This window comes from Paenibacillus allorhizosphaerae (genome assembly GCF_042659105.1).
Taxonomy (GTDB): domain Bacteria; phylum Bacillota; class Bacilli; order Paenibacillales; family NBRC-103111; genus Paenibacillus_G; species Paenibacillus_G allorhizosphaerae.
This window is the reverse complement of record NZ_JBHSRV010000008.1, coordinates 106,655-123,276: the sequence shown is the minus strand read 5'-3', so window position 1 is coordinate 123,276 and position 16,622 is coordinate 106,655. Positions and strand designations below refer to the sequence as shown.

Annotated in this window: 16 protein-coding genes and 1 riboswitch; of the genes, 11 read left to right on the top strand and 5 right to left on the bottom strand. The window is 54.3% G+C overall.

The window, feature by feature from the left end; translation table 11 throughout:
- Positions 1–103: 103 nt before the first annotated feature.
- Positions 104–1,090: a Gfo/Idh/MocA family protein gene (locus tag ACFQI7_RS25385; RefSeq protein ID WP_218099765.1), complete on the top strand. Its 987-nt coding sequence runs from the start codon at positions 104–106 to the stop codon at positions 1,088–1,090.
- Positions 1,091–1,213: 123 nt separating this feature from the next.
- Positions 1,214–1,298, top strand: a riboswitch (cyclic di-GMP riboswitch).
- Between the two features lie 149 nt (positions 1,299–1,447).
- Entirely contained in the window at positions 1,448–3,268 is a 1,821-nt protein-coding gene (locus ACFQI7_RS25380; protein ID WP_218099764.1) for a bifunctional diguanylate cyclase/phosphodiesterase, read from the top strand.
- Positions 3,269–3,364: 96 nt separating this feature from the next.
- On the opposite strand, the gene ACFQI7_RS25375 is transcribed toward ACFQI7_RS25380, so the two are convergent.
- Positions 3,365–3,535: a hypothetical protein gene (locus ACFQI7_RS25375; RefSeq protein WP_218099763.1), complete on the bottom strand. Its 171-nt coding sequence runs from the start codon at positions 3,533–3,535 to the stop codon at positions 3,365–3,367.
- A 143-nt stretch (positions 3,536–3,678) separates the two neighbouring features.
- Between ACFQI7_RS25375 and ACFQI7_RS25370 the strand changes: the two genes are divergently transcribed.
- The 6 genes from ACFQI7_RS25370 (at position 3,679) to ACFQI7_RS25345 (ending at position 8,258) form a co-directional block, all read left to right on the top strand.
- Positions 3,679–3,870 carry a hypothetical protein gene (locus ACFQI7_RS25370; RefSeq protein ID WP_218099762.1) on the top strand — a complete coding sequence of 64 codons (192 nt, stop codon included), beginning with the start codon at positions 3,679–3,681 and terminating at the stop codon, positions 3,868–3,870.
- A 97-nt stretch (positions 3,871–3,967) separates the two neighbouring features.
- A complete protein-coding gene (locus ACFQI7_RS25365) occupies positions 3,968–4,231 on the top strand; it encodes a DUF7667 family protein (protein ID WP_218099761.1) in 264 nt (87 codons plus the stop codon).
- Positions 4,232–4,491: 260 nt separating this feature from the next.
- Positions 4,492–4,740 (top strand): hypothetical protein, encoded by a 249-nt coding sequence (locus tag ACFQI7_RS25360; protein WP_218099760.1) that lies wholly within the window; start codon positions 4,492–4,494, stop codon positions 4,738–4,740.
- Positions 4,741–4,932: 192 nt separating this feature from the next.
- Entirely contained in the window at positions 4,933–5,970 is a 1,038-nt protein-coding gene (locus tag ACFQI7_RS25355; RefSeq protein WP_218099759.1) for a Gfo/Idh/MocA family protein, read from the top strand.
- Complete coding sequence (locus ACFQI7_RS25350; protein ID WP_218099758.1) at positions 5,967–6,314, top strand: cupin domain-containing protein; 348 nt, start codon at positions 5,967–5,969, stop codon at positions 6,312–6,314. Before ACFQI7_RS25355 ends, ACFQI7_RS25350 begins: the two co-directional genes overlap by 4 nt.
- A gap of 15 nt (positions 6,315–6,329) precedes the next feature.
- The gene (locus ACFQI7_RS25345; RefSeq protein WP_218099757.1) at positions 6,330–8,258 is read left to right on the top strand and encodes a hypothetical protein; all 1,929 of its coding nucleotides are present in this window, start codon (positions 6,330–6,332) and stop codon (positions 8,256–8,258) included.
- Positions 8,259–8,458: 200 nt separating this feature from the next.
- Here the strand turns inward: ACFQI7_RS25345 and ACFQI7_RS25340 are convergent, their stop codons facing one another.
- On the bottom strand, positions 8,459–8,569 hold the full coding sequence (locus tag ACFQI7_RS25340) for a YjcZ family sporulation protein (RefSeq protein ID WP_218099756.1): 111 nt from the start codon (positions 8,567–8,569) through the stop codon (positions 8,459–8,461).
- Between the two features lie 214 nt (positions 8,570–8,783).
- Between ACFQI7_RS25340 and ACFQI7_RS25335 the strand changes: the two genes are divergently transcribed.
- On the top strand, positions 8,784–10,721 hold the full coding sequence (locus ACFQI7_RS25335; RefSeq protein WP_218099755.1) for a beta/alpha barrel domain-containing protein: 1,938 nt from the start codon (positions 8,784–8,786) through the stop codon (positions 10,719–10,721).
- Positions 10,722–10,781: 60 nt separating this feature from the next.
- Here the strand turns inward: ACFQI7_RS25335 and ACFQI7_RS25330 are convergent, their stop codons facing one another.
- Positions 10,782–11,681 (bottom strand): M15 family metallopeptidase, encoded by a 900-nt coding sequence (locus ACFQI7_RS25330; protein WP_218099754.1) that lies wholly within the window; start codon positions 11,679–11,681, stop codon positions 10,782–10,784.
- A 184-nt stretch (positions 11,682–11,865) separates the two neighbouring features.
- On the opposite strand from ACFQI7_RS25330, the gene ACFQI7_RS25325 reads away from it, so the two are divergent.
- Together ACFQI7_RS25325 and ACFQI7_RS25320 are read left to right on the top strand one after the other, a co-directional pair.
- Positions 11,866–13,137: a M48 family metallopeptidase gene (locus tag ACFQI7_RS25325; protein ID WP_218099753.1), complete on the top strand. Its 1,272-nt coding sequence runs from the start codon at positions 11,866–11,868 to the stop codon at positions 13,135–13,137.
- Entirely contained in the window at positions 13,106–13,807 is a 702-nt protein-coding gene (locus ACFQI7_RS25320) for a hypothetical protein (RefSeq protein ID WP_218099752.1), read from the top strand. Before ACFQI7_RS25325 ends, ACFQI7_RS25320 begins: the two co-directional genes overlap by 32 nt.
- A 126-nt stretch (positions 13,808–13,933) precedes the next feature.
- Here ACFQI7_RS25320 and ACFQI7_RS25315 read toward each other — a convergent pair whose 3' ends face one another.
- Together ACFQI7_RS25315 and ACFQI7_RS25310 are read right to left on the bottom strand one after the other, a co-directional pair.
- A complete protein-coding gene (locus tag ACFQI7_RS25315; protein WP_218099751.1) occupies positions 13,934–15,235 on the bottom strand; it encodes a diguanylate cyclase domain-containing protein in 1,302 nt (433 codons plus the stop codon).
- Positions 15,236–15,447: 212 nt separating this feature from the next.
- Positions 15,448–16,473 carry a phosphotransferase enzyme family protein gene (locus ACFQI7_RS25310; RefSeq protein ID WP_218099750.1) on the bottom strand — a complete coding sequence of 342 codons (1,026 nt, stop codon included), beginning with the start codon at positions 16,471–16,473 and terminating at the stop codon, positions 15,448–15,450.
- Positions 16,474–16,622 lie beyond the last annotated feature (149 nt).

The window sequence follows — 16,622 nt, the reverse complement described above, 5'->3', positions numbered from 1 at the left end:
GCTTCTTCGTTCCGACATGAAAAACATCTCTTCGTTTGGTAAAGTGAGAGTATTCCGCTGCCATACAAGGGGTGTTTTTCAATTTAGAGATGGGGGATTGCCAATGATACGGTTTGGGGTTATCGGAACGAACTGGATTACTGAGAAATTTATTGAAGCGGCTCGCGAGTCGGAACACTTTGCACTGACCGCCGTCTACTCGCGCACGGAGGAGAAGGCTCGCGCATTCGGGGAGGCATGGGATATTCCGCACCGTTTTACGGATCTGGAGCGCATGGCAGAAAGTCATGAGCTGGACGCCGTATATATCGCCAGCCCTAACGCTTTTCATGCGAAGCAGGCGATCATCTGCATGAATCGCGGGAAGCACGTACTGTGTGAAAAACCGTTCGCTTCCAATGCACGCGAAGTGCAGGACATGATCGCGGCTGCCGTAAACAACCGTGTTCTGCTCATGGAGGCTTTAAAGTCTACGACGGTTCCCCAGTTTCAGGCGATCCGCGACCACTTGCCGAAAATCGGACGCGTGCGGCGCTATGTTGCGAGCTATTGCAAATATTCGTCCCGGTACGACGCTTACAAGCAAGGAAAAGTACTGAACGCGTTCAATCCAGAATTATCCAACGGCTCCTTGATGGATCTCGGAATTTATTGCATTTATCCTATGGCGGCTTTGTTCGGGAAACCGGAGCGGATTCAGGCGAGCGGCATCCTTCTGGACTCCGGAGTGGACGGGGAAGGAAGTCTGATTCTAAAGTACCGGGACATGGAGGCCGTCGTCATGCACTCGAAAATTTCAAATTCAGATTTGCCTGCCGAAATCCAGGGTGAGGAAGGAACGATGGTGATCGATAAAATCAATGATCCGGGCCATGTCCATATTCGCTATAAAGACGGAAGGGTCGAGAGTGTAGTGGAACCAGACACTACCAACGCAATGTCGCATGAGGTGAGGGAATTTATCGGGTTACTGCAAAAAGGCTGCGTCGAATCTACTATGAACTCTCATGCCGTCTCCTTGACGGCGATGGAAATCATGGATGAGGCGAGAAAGCAAATCGGCCTGCGGTTTCCGGCGGATCCGGCATAAGAGGAGCAAAAAAACGCAAAATTTTATATTTACTGTCGAATTATGTAAGTGTATAATAAGTGATGCATATGAATCTAAGCGACTAGGTCAATATAACTACTGATCGTTTCTTTGAAATGTTCTAACGACAAAGGGCAAACCCATTGAAAAGTGGGGACGCAAAGCTGCGGGTCTAAAGCGGGATCGCTACGACAGCCGGGTTGCCGAATTAGGAAGGGATCGCTACGATCAAATCCAGTCTTATTCGGACTGGATTTTTTTTATTTCTCGTGGGAGGGATATTGACGAAAAGCAGACCGATGACGAAGGATCGTCAGCGATGAACATCCAAATAAACGGACAGGAGGATGCCGACTCATGATAAAGGGCCACCAAGAAGTATTGGAAATGATGGTGAACGGACGGCCTTTATCCGACATATTACATAAGCTGATCAGAATCGTAGAAACGATATTTGCAGACAAGATTTGTTCCATTCATCTGGTGGATGAAACCGGGGAGATGCTGCAGCTGGCCGCCGCACCGAGTCTGCCGGGTGAATACAGCCGATCCATCGACGTTGTGAAGATCGGCCCGGGAAGAGGGGCGTGCGGATCGGCGGCATGGCACAAAAAAACGGTGATCGTATCGAATTTATGGTCCGATCCCGCCTGCCGTCCGTGGAGGGATATAGCGCGACGGCTCGACATAAGGTCCTGCTGGTCGTTGCCGGTATTATCCGCGTCGAATAAGGTGCTTGGCACATTCGCCGTATACTCCAGACACGTGTGTACGCCGAACAAAGAAAATGTAAAAGTGGTCGAGATGCTGTCATTTTTGCTCGGAGAAATTATAGAGAAATATCATGCCGGCCTAAAGATGGAACGTCTTGCCTATCTGGATCCTTTGACCAGCCTTCCCAACCGGCGTTATTTCATTGAACGGCTGGAGCAGGCATTGACGGCGGCTGAGTCGGAGCGTTCCAAAGTCGGCGTCCTTTTTTTGGGATTGGACTGGTTTAAACCGATCAACGATACGTTCGGCCATGAAATGGGAGATCGGGTATTGCAGGTCGTTTCCCGTAAAATCCGGGAGGCACTGCCGCAAACGAAGGTGCTCGCTCGAATGGACGGGGACGAATTTGCGGTGCTCTCCCGGATCGACCGAATAGAAGAGGCGGAGTTGCTTTGCAAACAGCTGCTGCGCATTATGGAAGAACCGCTTTATTACGCCGGGCATTTGTTCCACATCAGCGCGAGCATCGGGATCAGCCTGTTTCCGGACCATGGCGGCCGGGCGGAGGATTTAATTCAACATGCGGATATCGCGATGTGTCAGGTTAAATCAAGGGGCAAAAAGGATTACGGTTTGTACGAGCCGAAAATGAGCGAAAAAATATATAAAAATTTCATGATGGTCAGCGACTTCAACCGCGCGCTCAGGGAAAATGAATTCGTGCTGCATTACCAACCCCGGTATCATACGGGGACGAGTAAAATTCAATGCGTCGAGGCGTTGATCCGCTGGGATCATCCGGAGAGCGGCACCATCTCTCCGCTCGAATTTATACCGCTTGCGGAGGAGACCGGCTTTATTATTCCACTCGGCAAATGGGTGTTAAGAGAGGCTTGCCGGCAAAACAAAGCTTGGCAGGACCAAGGATTGCCCCCGGTGCGCGTCGCGGTCAATTGTTCGTCCAGACAGCTGCAGCAGGATGATTTCATTCCGATGATCAAGGAAGTGATCGCACAAACCCGTCTGAGCCCGGAATGGCTGGAGATTGAAATAACGGAAAGCGGCTTGATGCGGTCGGAACATACGAACATCGTGAAATTGCGGGAACTTCGCAGCTTGGGCATCCATATTTCGATCGACGATTTCGGGACAGGCTACTCTTCTTTGAATTATTTGATGCAGTTCGATGTACATGCGCTCAAAATCGATCGGCGATTCGTCCAGCAAATACCGAATGCGGTCATAGCGAATACGATCATTTCCTTATGCCGCAGCCTGGGACTCAATGTCATTGCCGAGGGAGTGGAAACGGTCGAGCAGTACGAATATCTCAGACGGTACGGCTGCGATGAGGTGCAGGGCTTTTTATTCGGCAAGCCGCTCCCGGCCAAGACATTCGAAATGCTGCTTCGTAAGAATGAGATTCTTGTACGGAATACGTCTATCAACGCGGTTCAAAGTTAAATTCAAATTTTTTCCAAAATTGGCTCTAATCATGTGAAAACCCTTGAAGGGTCAAGGGTTTTCTTCCACCATTATGCAGCTATGTAGGACGAAAACTTATGCCTCAATGCCGCATTTTTTAACAAGCGTAGGCCAGTAAAGCATGAACAGCGTCTTCCACTTGTCCTCGGGTAAAGCATGAATCCAATTGGCGATCTGATCCAACCCCATGTCGTGCAGCTTGTGCATAACCAATTCTTTTTCACAAAGCTCCTCTGTAACAACCACCGGAATCCCTCCAACATCAACTTGTTCAACCAAAACATTATATGCAGCCGTTGCCGGCAATGTGACACCGCAGGTAATCATTATTTTTATATGAACGGATGAAAATGGGAATCGGTCCGCATCCTAAACATGGGGTGAACGACATGAAGAAACGCATGAAAACCGACTACGACTTCGAAGCCGCGTTTTTGGCACAATCGCCCGTATTCGTCAAGCATGAGATGATGGAACAATACGGATTCATCGGCGGGCTCGAAAGTTTCAATCCGATCTTCGTTAATGTCGGGGGCAGATTGTTTTTGCGCGACGAGTGCGAGTTTACAATGATTCGATAGGCGGAATCCCGATGAAAATCTCCATGCCGCGTCTAACTCTCCGTAAAACGGTCAACAATGGGAAGGTAATCATTTTATCCGGGGAGCGTGGGAAAAGATGCAGCCTTTTCATTATCGGATGGCGGAACTTTGGACGTATCATCAAACCAGAGAGTTGACGACAGAGGAGCATCACGAACTGTCGATATGTCTTCAGGCGAATGCGCTGTTTGCCCGAAAGCTCGGGGAACTGTATAACTGCGCGTATGCAGCATCCGTGGTCTGCGATGAAGAATGGGGACAAGAACTGAAAGTCCGGATCGATGCCATCGAACGGGAGTTTGCGATTCATTTGACGGACCTGAAAAATCTCGCGCCGTAATTTACATTTATTACAAATTAATGCAAATTTAAATAATCGAACAGTAAAATTTTATTATTTTTTTATGAAGATTCGCGTCAACAGCCATTGTAAAAAGCAGAGAGACGGATGTAAAATTAATGTAATATGAATGAAGCGATTGCATTTTCGACGATCTCACAGCATGGATTTAAGCAGCATGAACGATCGTATAAGGAGGCGCTTTTTTTATAACTTGGTAGATACAATTTGTATCGTATATATTACAAGGGGGTTTTGTCATGAGGACAAAAGAAATAGCTTGCATCGTAGACGGTTGCGGACGAATGAGCAGATCACGCGGTTTGTGCAATACGCATTATCAGCGCTGGTTAAGACATAAAGATCCGTCCGTTTCTTTGATCAATCGAAGCGGTACGAAAGCGGAATGCATCATGACCGGCTGTCATTCTCCTTCGCAAGCGAGAGGCCTCTGCAAAACGCATTATGCAAACTACAGAAGAAAGTGGGTTCAGGCCACCCACGCTTGAATCGAGTTGGAACCAGAACCCGTAATTACCGCGAATCAAACGATGATCCATCATCCACCGAACCCGGTTCTCTTCAAAAAGATAATTATATACAAAATAAAGGATATATCCGCCATGGAGCCGAGACACCGACCGATGTAAAATCAAGCCGTGCGTATACATAGCAGAATTGGCTTAGGAAAGGTTGGCGACATGAGCAAATTGAAAATCATTCAAATTGGCGTCGGCGGCTTTGGCCGTTCTTGGCTTCGAACGGTGAAAGCCAATCCGGATGCGGAGATGGCGGCCGTAGTCGATGTGTCGGAAAGCAACTTGGCTGAAGCGAAAAGCATTCTGGAGCACGACGCGCTGCCGGCGTATCAAGATTACCGCGAAGCGATCCGATCGGTTGCCGCCGATGCGGTATTGATCGTCACCCCGCCCAGGACGCATATCGAGATTGCGCTGTTTGCGTTGGAGGCAGGACTGCATGTACTGACCGAGAAGCCGTTATCCTACTCCTTCGAGGAAGCGATGACGCTATATGAGAAGCGGCCCCGGTACGGCAAACAAGTAACGGTAAATCAAAACTACCGCTGGACCCCGGAAATTCAGGCGGTGAAGGACGGACTCACGAGCGGCGTCATCGGAAAGATCGCCTACGTCGATTGGACTTTCCGGCGGATGCACAATCCAAGGCAAGGGACGTGGCGCGTCCAATCGTCCGATTTTTTGTTTACGGATGTAAGCGTTCACCATTTTGACTTAATGCGCTATTTGCTTGGTACGGACCCGATCGCCGTATGTGCGAGCGGGTTTCGTCCGTCTTGGAGCTGGTGTGAGGGGAACATGGTGAACGGCGCGTTTTTCCGCTTTCCCGGCGAGGTGAACGTTCATTATTTCGGCAGCCTGGAAGACACCGGGACGTTAACGCCATGGAATGGCAACTTTCGTCTGGTAGGCAACGAGGGCGCTATCGAGCTGACGGACGATGTGCCGACGCTTGTCCGGAAAGACGGAAGCAAGGAACAGCTGCCGCTTCCCGCCCTTCCTTATGAAAGCAAGGGCTTTACGCTGGACGCATTCGTTCGATCGGTTCGCAGCGGCGCTCCGTCCGTTACCGATCTTTCCGATAATATCCGTACGTTCCTTATGGTGGACGGCGCGATTCAATCCGCCCGCGAGCAGCGCTGGGTTGATTACGATTTTCCGGCGGACTCGTTGCCGGAAGGGAGGTCTGCGCAGGCGTGATCGTCAAAAATTATTTGGAAGCAGAGTTCACTATGGGGCGAAGCCATAAAGGCAACGGCGAAATCAAAAACGTACAGCTATTCAAAAACGAGGACTTTATGACGAAGCTGAAGTTTTTGAATTACGCCGAGCTTCCGCCGCATACGTCCATCGGATACCATAAACACCGGCAGGATGAAGAAATTTATATCATTTTAGAAGGCAGTGGCCGAATGACGGTAAACGAGGAAGTGCGCGAGGTGCGTCAAGGCGACGTCTTGATTAACCGGCCGGAGTGGGCGCACAGTTTGGAAAACCATACGGATGAAGTGCTGAAAGTGCTTGTATTCGAGGTGGACCTGTAGAGGAGGAAGCAAGCGATGACGAATATAGGGAATTCGCTGCATCGTTCGGAACCGGAGGACCATCGCATAGGGTGCAGGGCAGCGATGATTCATCTCGTGCATCCAACGCTTGTGCAGCAAATCGGTCAACCGGCGTTCATCCGCCCGGGAGAGATGGCACCGAAGCTCCATGTTCAGGCCGTAACCGACTTGACCTTGACGATGGAGCTGCTTGGAGCCGAGGCGGGGAAACAGGCCGCGCCGCAACCTTCGAAAATCATGCTTACAGCCGGCGAAGAGCGCACGGTCGACTTGGAATGCGACAGTCTGAGCTCCGGATTGTATGAACTGCACATCCGGGTGGAGAGCAAAGAGGAGCAGAAGCCGTACTACGATCGTTTTTCATTTGTGGCGTACGACCCATCGCTTTTAACCGCGGAGCAGAGCAGCATCGCCTTTCCGGATGCGGAGGGGCGGATGACGTACGTTCCCGACTATAAAGGAAACCGGATTCTCGACTTTTCGAACTGCGGTTACATGGGCGGCGGCGTCCGGCTTCCCGAAGTGCCGGCCGTGTTGACGCTTGAGCCGGAGGAGGGCGATCAAACGGCGCGCATTCAGGAAGCGATCGATCAATTGTCCCGCCTGCCTTTGTCGCCGGCAGGGTTCAGAGGCGCGCTGCTGCTGAAAAAAGGGACGTACGCGTTGGATGGGACCTTGACGATTCGAGCAAGTGGCGTCGTGCTTCGAGGGGAAGGCCAGCGGGAAGACGGAACGATTCTCCATGCCCGAGGCGAAGGAAGAAGAGACATGCTGCAGGTGAGCGGCGGCGGCGCTCCTCAGCTGCTCGAGCAAACGATCACGGACATCCTTGACGACTATGTGCCTTCCGGCGCCCGCTCATTTCATGTCGCCGATGCCGGCCGATTTGCTCCGGGCGATTCGGTGATGGTGATCCGCCGAGGCAACGAGCCGTGGATCCACGCCATCGGCATGGATGCGATCGTACCGAGGCCGAATGCCGGCGGGACAAAGCAGTGGGGCCCGTTCGATCTTTTGTTTGACCGGGTCATCACTCAGATCGAGGGTGACCGAATTACCGTGGATGCGCCGATCGCCAGCGCCATCGAGGCGGAGTGGGGCGGCGGAGCGATGGTGAAATACGACGATAGGGATCGAATCGCCCAGGTTGGCATTGAGCATTTGAGTGTCAGCTCCGATTATGATGCGGATATTACGAATACCCAAGTGGACGGAAAACAGGACGCTACGGAGCCTTATTGCGCGGATGAAAACCATGTCGTCCATTTTGCCGTGCTGAATCACGTAAAAAATGCATGGGTAAGAGACGTGAGCGGCCGCCATTTGGAACACGCGCTTGTCACTATCGACCGCGATGCCAAATGGGTCACCGTACAGGATTGCACGGTCACCGACATGGTCAGCATCATTACGGGCGGCAGGCGGTATCCGTTCCATGTGACCGGGCAGCTCTCGCTCGTGCAGCGCTGCTATACGGAGACGGCCAGACATGCATTCGTATTCGATGCCCGCGTCTGCGGCCCGAACGTATTTCTCGACAGCGAATCGAGCGTCGATTTTAACGCGAGCGAGCCGCATCACCGGTGGTCCGTCGGCGGGTTGTACGATAACGTGCGCTCCCCGATTTATATCCGCGACCGGGGCTGGATGGGCAGCGGTCATGGTTGGGCCGGGGCGAACTATGTAACGTGGAACACGGAAGGGAAGCTGACCGTGCAGCAGCCGCCGACAGCTCAAAATTACGCCGTCGGGCACGTGGGAACCGTGGAGCCGCCGTTTTTGCCGAACCGGCACGATCCGCGGCCGCGGCAGGACGGTTATTGGGATCGTAAAGGACAGCATGTTCAGCCGAGAAGCCTGTATTTGCAGCAGTTAGTGGAGCGGATGGGAACGCAGGCGGTGCAAAACATTTCCCGGACGTAAGCGGAATCGAGTCGTTTGACGAACAAGAGGAAGCTTGCTTACGGATATCGGTTGGCGTGAGGGGGGCGGTCCGGGATCCATGGCTTGGCACGTTGACGGGTTCGTTACATTCGGAATGACCGGTTACGGTCATCGCGTGGGTCAGGACAAATAAAGGAGGCTCGGGTATGCACCCGGCCTCCTTATTTCATGGACGAATATTACCAGCCCAAACCGCGGGAAACGATAACCAGCAAAATGAACAGAACCAGAATCGCTGCCGTGCTGGTCCATACGCCGCCTACACCACAACTGCCGAATCCTACACCCATCGTAAGCAACTCCTTTCCGGTGGAACTACTGTATTATATGACCGTATTGCTTCTTTGAACTGGACGTTTATCCCGCATTGAGGCCCAGAGTTTGACGAAACGAAACGGCGGTATCCCGATGGTTTTCGATGGAAGGCAAGATGCGTTACTTCATCGGCTGGGCATCGCCAACCGGATGGGCAGCTGATATAGTAGGGAAAAAGGGGGAATCGTTATGCCCGACTGGTCGTATCAAACCGTGTTTCGTCCTGTGCTGTTTCGTCTGCCGTCCGAAACCGCCCGGGATTTCACGCTGCAGGCGATGGGGCTGATCAGCCGCATGCCCGGAGGCACCTTTCTCATACGAACGCTTGGACATATGGAGTCGTCACCCATACTTGAAAGTGAGCTGGCGGGCATCCAAATACCGTATCCCGTCGGATTGAGCGGTACGCTCGATAGCCAGGGTACGGCCAACAAAGCGATGTCGCCTTTCGGTTTCGGGTTTATCGAGATCGGCCCGATCACACCTGAAGAAATCGTCGCGCACCGGCGGATTCGGCGCGAGCCCGAGGCGGAGGTCATCGTATATCCCGAGCCGTATGCGAACGCGGGACTTGCGAAGACGGTATGGCGGCTGCAAAAAAAGCAAGGCCACCGGCTGCCGTTATTCATTCGAACCCGGCAAATGCCGGGAAGTACATGGGAAGCAGCTTGCGCGCAGCAGCTCAGCGGTATGACTGAGCTCGCTCCGTATGCTTCCGCGTTTTATATCGATGCTTACGATCATGCCTGGTCCGCAGAACGGAATGCGGAGCTGGCGAACCGGCTGCAACGGGAGGCAAGAGAGCGGTGGGGGCAGGAAAAACCGCTGCTGTTGTATGTGCCTCTTGACATATCGGAACAAACTTTGGAGAAGCTTATTCATCAGATCCGCCCGGCTGAATGGGACGGCATCGTATTGGGCGAGGCTCTTCGAACTACGGAAGGCGCTGCGGTAGGAAAGCCGGCGAAAGCCGTCAGTCTGGCCCTTATAGGCCGGCTCCGCGAGCTTTGCGATGCGAGGCTTGCTCTTATCGCGAGCGGCGGCATCCATGAACCGCAGGATGCGCTCGACCTGCTGGAAGCCGGCGCAACGTACGTGCAGCTGCACAGCGGGCTCGTGTACGCCGGCCCCGGGCTGCCGAAGCGAATTAACGAGGCCATCATCAGCGAGCGGATTCGGCAAGGCATCTTGCCGGAGGCGGAGCTCCCGTCGTTCTGGTCCGGCTGGGGCTGGATGTGTCTGCTTGGGATAGGCATGATGATCGGCGGTTTGCTGGCCTGGCTCATTGCGGCGACCCAAGTGGTGCTGCCTTATGATTTATCTTTTCTGGGGCTAAGCCGCGGCGAGCTTTCAGCGACAAACGCCCGGCTGCTCGGCTTCATGTCGCATGACCGTGTGACGCTCGCGGGGACGATGATTTCGATCGGAATCTTGTACTTTCAGCTTGCCTGGCACGGCTTGCGCTATCGGCATCATTGGGCCAAAACCGCACTGATGACCTCGGGCCTCGTTGGGTTCAGCAGTTTTTTCCTGTATTTGGGTTACGGCTATTTCGACCCGCTGCATGCAGTGGCTGCCGCTGTGCTGCTCCCGATGTTCATCCTGTCGATGCGTGCGGGCGCAGACGCTCCGCCGCGCGATGCGCCGAGCCGGATCAACGACCGCATGTGGCTTCGGGCGCAATGGGGGCAGCTGATGCTCGTCTCGCTTGGAATCGCACTGGCTGTCGGCGGCCTCGTGATTGCCGGCGTTGGCGTGACCGGCGTCTTCGTACCGCAGGATTTGCAATATTTGTGCACTTCACCGGATATGCTGAACGCGATCAACGAGCGATTAGTTCCCTTGATCGCGCACGACCGTGCAGGATTCGGCGGCGCGCTGTTCTCGGATGCGCTCGCGCTGCTTATCATGGCGCTGTGGGGAATAAACCAGGGCCGGCGCTGGCTCTGGTGGACGTTTCTGCTTGGCGGGCTGCCGGGGTTTGTCGCCGGTTTCAGCGTTCATTTTCAGATCGGCTATACGGATTTCATGCATTTGCTGCCGGCGTATTTCGCCTTTGCGTTGTACGCTGCCGGCCTGGTGCTGCTGTATCCCTACATGATGCGGCGCGAGACGGCCTACCGTTAGGAAAAAGAAAAACAGACTTCGGGCGGGTTCGTGCCGAAGTCTGTCGCATTTGCAAAGGTCTCATTTCGGTTTGCTTACGGGGACGGAACTGCCCATATATTCCTCGAACGTTACGCCTTTTTTGGCGATGTCCTTGGCCGTTTCCGTACCGACGTACCGCAGATGCCATGGCTCATACTGGTAGCCGGTAATCGCTTCTTTGCCTTTCGGATAGCGGATGATGAAGCCGTATTCCGGTGCGTGCTGGTCAAGCCACTTCGCTTCCTTCGTATCCGCGAAGCAATCGGTGGCTGCGCATTTGCCGGTGGAACCGGAAACGTCGATGGCCAGCCCCGTCTCATGCTCGCTATGGCCCGGCTTCGCGCTGTATTTGTTCGCGGCTTCCTCGCCGTCCTTCTTGACATAATTATTATATAGCGTCGTTTGCGTTTCGTGAGAGCGGTAGGCGGACACGCCGGCGAGCGGCAAACCGTCTTTCTTTGCGGCCGCAAATAGCTTCTCCAGCGCGGCAGCGGCTTCCTTGCGCATTTTGCGCTTTTCCAAATGCTCCTTGAACGTAAAAGGAACGTCGGGCTCCACTAAGTCCGTCGGTTTATAGTTGTCCGGCAGTTTGTACGTTTTGTTGACCATCACCGCATTATCGGTCGGATTGGCGACAACTTGAATGGCCGTATTGCTTTTCGGTCCGGCACCCTGTGTCGGGGGCTGCTGCGTCGTAGGCTGCGATGGTTGGGTTGCCGGCGTCTGACTGGACGTTCCGCCGTTTTTTCCGGTATCCGATCCCGGCTTTGCAGCGGCATCCGTGCCTGGCGTCGTCACTGGCGTCGTCGTTGTCGCCTTCCCCGGATCGGCGGCTGCCGGTTCGGGCTTTTTGTCGCCGCCGCACCCGGCCGTCAGCAGAAGCGCGCCGCTTAACGCGACGACAGCGGCCAATTTCCATGGTTGATTCAAGTTCAGCATCGTATCATTCCTATCCTGTTGTTGTCTATTTTCATTATACAGACGATAGACAGGAGATGAAAGTTACTTGAGAATTACAAAAAGTCGACACGGCCTTCTTTCGGCCGGATCGTTTATTTCTCATTTGGGACGGGAAGCAATATAATGGAAATAACGATAATGCAGCCGGGAGGAAACAAGCGGTATGTCCGACGCTCAGCGCAAGCTTTTACGAATTTTCTTCATGGTATTCGCCATTTACGCCATCTTGATGGCCCTCTACGTTTGCTTATTTCCGACGGGCGGGGTGCCGACTGTGTACCGCGGAACGGCGGCAGACCCGGCTACGTACTTATCCGAGGCGCAGCTGCAGCAGAGCCAGACGCTTTCCGCAGCGCGCAACTGGATTTTTTTCATCAGCTACCCTTGGGAATGGGCGGTCTATCTGGTGCTGCTGCTCGCCGGTTTCGCCGGGCGATGGCAGGAGCGATTGGAACGGACAGTCCGGCCGGTGTCTCTGCGGTTTCCGCTCTACGTACTGTGGATCAATCTGATTGTATTTCTGGTCTTCCTTCCGCTCCGCATTACGAGCTATTCGCTCTCAAGAAGCTACGGCTTGTCCACGCAAACGGTGTGGAGCTGGCTAAGGGACAAGGCGGTCGGTTTCGGCGTCAATTATGCGGTCATGCTGCTTGTTGCCGCGGTTGCTTTCTGGTTCATTCGCCGCGGAGGCCGCTGGTGGGTCAAACTGTGGCTGCTGTCGGTTCCTTTCACTTTGTTCATGATCTATATTCAGCCGGTTGTGATCGATCCGCTGTACAATGAATTTACAAGGCTGTCCGATCCGAAGCTGGAGCGGCATATTTTGGATCTGGCGGCGAAGGCGGACATCCCGGCGGATCGGGTGTATGAAGTCGATATGTCGCAAAAAACGAATGAGCTCAACGCCTATGTTACCGGCATCGGGTCAAGCTTGCGGATCGTACTGTGGGATACGACGCTTCGAAGCCTGATGGAACCGGAAATTTTGCTCATTATGGCACATGAAATGGGACATTATGTGATGCATCACCTGGAATGGAGCGCGGTCGGGGCGGTCGTCTCATCGTTTTTCCTGATCTGGATCGGCAGCTGGCTTTACCGCTGGGTGCAACAGCGGTGGGGGCGAAGCCTCGGCATTCCGCAAGCCGGCAGCATGGCCGGATTCCCGCTCGTGTTGTTGATTTTATCCGTGCTTACGTTCGTTTCGCTGCCTGTCGCCAATACGGTTTCCAGGCAAGCGGAGCATGCCGCGGACTTATTCGCTTTCGAGCTGATTGGCAGCAGCGACAATGCAGTAACGATGTATCAGAAACTGGCTGCTTCCTCATTAAGCGATGTGAATCCGCCGCTGCTCGTCAAGCTGTTCCGCTCGACTCATCCGAGCATCATGGAGAGGATTATCGATGCGCAAACGTACCGACCTGCCGGAAAATAAAATAAACATCTACACGCTGGCCGGCGTTGCGACGGCTCCTACGTTCATGGAAGACTTCAGCAGCGAGCTTACGGTCCGCCTTCGCCTGGGCGGCTGGGATGTTCGGCATACGGAGCTGCTCTTTCCGTACGGCGATTGGAGCCGCAAGCTGTTGTATCAATTGCTGGAGATGCGCAACGATCTGTACCCGCTGCGGAGAGCGAGGCTAGCGCCGATCGGCGGCAAGCTGGCGGCGGATGCGGTAGCGGGTTCGTACTCCGGCGGCCTCGCCTTGTTGATCGGACACAGCGGAGGAGGTGTCGCGGCCGTTCAAGCGGCGGAGCTGCTCTGCCGGGCCGGTACGGTGCACAGCGCGCAGCTGCGGGTTGTGCAAATCGGATCTCCCAAATGCCCCGTACCGGAACCGCTGCGGGAGCGGACGCTTTACATCCGCTCGGCGCGCGATCCGGCCACGCTGATCGGCAACTGGGGCGGCTTCGAGCGAGGATCGTTCGGGCAGCCTTGGTGGAACGCGCGCAAGTATGCGCCATCCCATCATGTGCGGCTGCCGATCATCGGCAAGCACGCCGATTACTTCCGGCGAAGATCGCCTTATGTGAACCGTGAGGGCTTCTCCAACTTGGAGCTCACGCTGACCAGTATTTGGAACTGGCTGCACCAACGAATATGAATGCGCAGCCCCCACGGATTCGGAAGGGAAGCACGAAAACGTTTCGCCCGTATCGCCTCGGTTGAACAAAGCTTCGCCCGGTTAAAGCCCCTCATCAAAAAAATCCGGCATATTGCCGGACGGTGTTTATGCTCCTGTATACATGCCGTAGCCGTTCTTTCCCCCGGTTTTCACCCGGTACATCGCGGTGTCCGCATGCAGCAGCAGCGTGTCTGCATCGGTTCCGTGCTGCGGGTAGATCGCAACCCCGATACTCGGAGTAACGCTCAGCTGCAGATGCCCGATCGGTATCGGCAGACATAGCGAATCGATCAGCCGTGCGGCCAGCGTCTGTACGGACTCCTCATCTTGCACTTCCGTCAGCAGCACCGTAAACTCGTCGCCACCCATCCGAGCGGCCATATACCCGCTCACGGCATTTGCTTTCAAGCGGGTGGACACCGATTCCAGCACCCGGTCACCGATCGCGTGGCCATAACTGTCGTTGATATGTTTGAAGCTGTCCAGATCGATCAGCAGTACGGCGAGCCTGGAGCCGTCCACGGAAGCTTTCTCGACCGAAAGCTGGATCGCCTCATTGAAGCGTCGGCGGTTAGGCAGGCCGGTAAGCGTATCGTGATAGGCCAAGTAATGGATCGTGGCCTCCGCTTCTTTCTGCTTGGTGATGTCTTTGGCGATACAATAGACGCCGACGACTTCCTCATCGATCATAATCGGCAGCATAATGATTTGAAGGTGCAACTGTGAGCCGTTCTTGTGCAGCACGCTCGTTTCAATCGACTGAGGCTCGCCCTGCTCCTTCGTGTCAATGAATCGTTTGCGCACTTCGTCGCCGTTGTCGATTTGCACAAGCTCCATGACCGGCTTGCCGATCAGCTCGTGCGGAAGATAGCCCGAGATGCGACGCAAGGAGGCGTTTGCGCTTGTAAATACGCCGTTCAGGTCAAGGGAAAAGACGACGTCCGGATTTTGCTCGAACAGCGATTTGTATCGCTGTTCGCTGATTTTAAGTGCGAGCTCGGCCTGCTTGCGGGCGGAAATATCGCGGATGATACAGCAATAAGCGATGGCCTGGCCATCCTTATCCCGGATCGGCATGACCGACTCGCTCGCCGGGAATATCGAGCCGTTCTTGCGCTGCCTCAGCGTTTCGACATTGGGAACGGCGTAGTCGTGCGTCGCCAATTGTCCGGCGAAATCCGGCCACAGCGAAGAAGGGACGATCGGATTCGGTTGTCCGATAATCTCTTGTTCCGACCAGCCGAATAACCGGATGAACGTACCGTTGATATGGCTTACGAGATGGTGCAAGTCGCAAACGACAAAAGCGACCGTAGCATTGTTGGTAAGCGCCTCTACCATGCCTAATGCAAAATGCAGTTCGTCTTCCAGGCTAGATGGCGGGTTTGGACCGGGGGTTGTGGACAAGTGCATTCCTCCAGCGAAGCTTGAATTATGCAAAATGGGAGTAGCGGCCTGAAGCCGCAAAGGTCATCTCCGATCATATGGTCAGTTTCGATTATACTATATTTGTTTTGCCGAACGGACAATATTTTTGCGAATTCCCCGTATATTCGTAGCGCCGTCCTTCGCATGTTGACATATGAGCTTCGTCTTCAGCCCCTTTAGGAAGAAGCCGTTTACCAATCGGCATATTGCGATTCCAGGTATTCCCACTGTGCCGTCAACCAAATCATTTCTTCGGCGAACCGTTTTGGCGGCTCGTCCTTTTCTTTGATCGTTCCTCTAAGCCACCAGTGCGCTTCACGGCACCAGAGCAGCTTGAAGGCCAGCGGCAGCCGGTTGTAAGGGAAGATGCGATGCTCCCTGTAGCCGTCCAGGAACGCTTCCGCGGCATACGTGCGCAGCTCCCCTTCCTCTGCGTCAAACGCCGCGGATAGCAGCACTCTGGCGACATCGATCTCCGGGTAGCCGTATGTAACGGTATCGAAGTCGATCAGGCCTGACACCTGGTCCTCATCAAACAAGATGTTATCGACCCAATAATCCCAGTGCGCCCATCCGTGCTTGAGGCCATCGAATATCGACAGATCGATTGTGGATAAAATACGGCCGTGCTCTTCCATCGCTGCGAGCAAGCGCGCGTCGAGGTTCGGCAGCTGCTGTGCCGCCTTAAGATTGCTGCGCCACTCCTCATTCATGACCGGTAGGGAAGGCTTCCAGCCTTCTACCGCCCCGGTTTGCGGCGAGGAGCGGGCAAGCAGGCGATGCATCAGGCCGGTCACCTGACCCAGCCGATACATGCGGAGCGGATCTACCGTACCGGCTTTCGCCGTCCGTCCCGCGGCACAGTGCATGACAACGTAGAAATGGCCGTCGGGCGTGCGATAAACGGGTCTGCCGTCCGCGCCGGTCTTAACTGCGGGGCATGGCACACCGTTCTCGTGCAAATACTGCTGCACCATCAGCGAACGCTCGATTTTCTCAAGGCGCTTCGGATCAAGCAGCGAATAGCGCTTCGGGTGGTAGCACTTGACGAAGAGGTCCCCGGCGTCGGTATGTACGATCCATTTTCTGTTGTGCAGCCCGAGAAAGTTCGGTTTGTAGCCGGTAATCCGGACTCCCCATGCGCGCGACAGATGCGCAAATACCGTCTCTCTCACCGCAGGGTCATCTATCACGCGGGCTTCTGCAGTCAAAGTCAATTCGCATCCCGCCTTTGTCCCGTCCGCTTCGGACCAGCGGTCCGTGAGTGGGGCGGCTTCGCGATATTATTCATGCGCTGAGCGCCCAGATTATCGTAAGAGTGCTCGTTATATTGTTGCAAAACGATATCGCCGTATGAGCGTATGCA

What these genes read in the sequence shown, in the direction of transcription:
- ACFQI7_RS25385 (WP_218099765.1), top strand. Translation starts at nt 104, where the DNA reads ATGATACGGTTTGGGGTTATCGGAACGAACTGGATTACTGAGAAATTT.
- ACFQI7_RS25380 (WP_218099764.1), top strand. Translation starts at nt 1,448, where the DNA reads ATGATAAAGGGCCACCAAGAAGTATTGGAAATGATGGTGAACGGACGG.
- ACFQI7_RS25370 (WP_218099762.1), top strand. Translation starts at nt 3,679, where the DNA reads ATGAAGAAACGCATGAAAACCGACTACGACTTCGAAGCCGCGTTTTTG.
- ACFQI7_RS25365 (WP_218099761.1), top strand. Translation starts at nt 3,968, where the DNA reads ATGCAGCCTTTTCATTATCGGATGGCGGAACTTTGGACGTATCATCAA.
- ACFQI7_RS25360 (WP_218099760.1), top strand. Translation starts at nt 4,492, where the DNA reads ATGAGGACAAAAGAAATAGCTTGCATCGTAGACGGTTGCGGACGAATG.
- ACFQI7_RS25355 (WP_218099759.1), top strand. Translation starts at nt 4,933, where the DNA reads ATGAGCAAATTGAAAATCATTCAAATTGGCGTCGGCGGCTTTGGCCGT.
- ACFQI7_RS25345 (WP_218099757.1), top strand. Translation starts at nt 6,330, where the DNA reads ATGACGAATATAGGGAATTCGCTGCATCGTTCGGAACCGGAGGACCAT.
- ACFQI7_RS25340 (WP_218099756.1), bottom strand. Translation starts at nt 8,569, where the DNA reads ATGGGTGTAGGATTCGGCAGTTGTGGTGTAGGCGGCGTATGGACCAGC.
- ACFQI7_RS25335 (WP_218099755.1), top strand. Translation starts at nt 8,784, where the DNA reads ATGCCCGACTGGTCGTATCAAACCGTGTTTCGTCCTGTGCTGTTTCGT.
- ACFQI7_RS25330 (WP_218099754.1), bottom strand. Translation starts at nt 11,681, where the DNA reads ATGCTGAACTTGAATCAACCATGGAAATTGGCCGCTGTCGTCGCGTTA.
- ACFQI7_RS25325 (WP_218099753.1), top strand. Translation starts at nt 11,866, where the DNA reads ATGTCCGACGCTCAGCGCAAGCTTTTACGAATTTTCTTCATGGTATTC.
- ACFQI7_RS25320 (WP_218099752.1), top strand. Translation starts at nt 13,106, where the DNA reads ATGCGCAAACGTACCGACCTGCCGGAAAATAAAATAAACATCTACACG.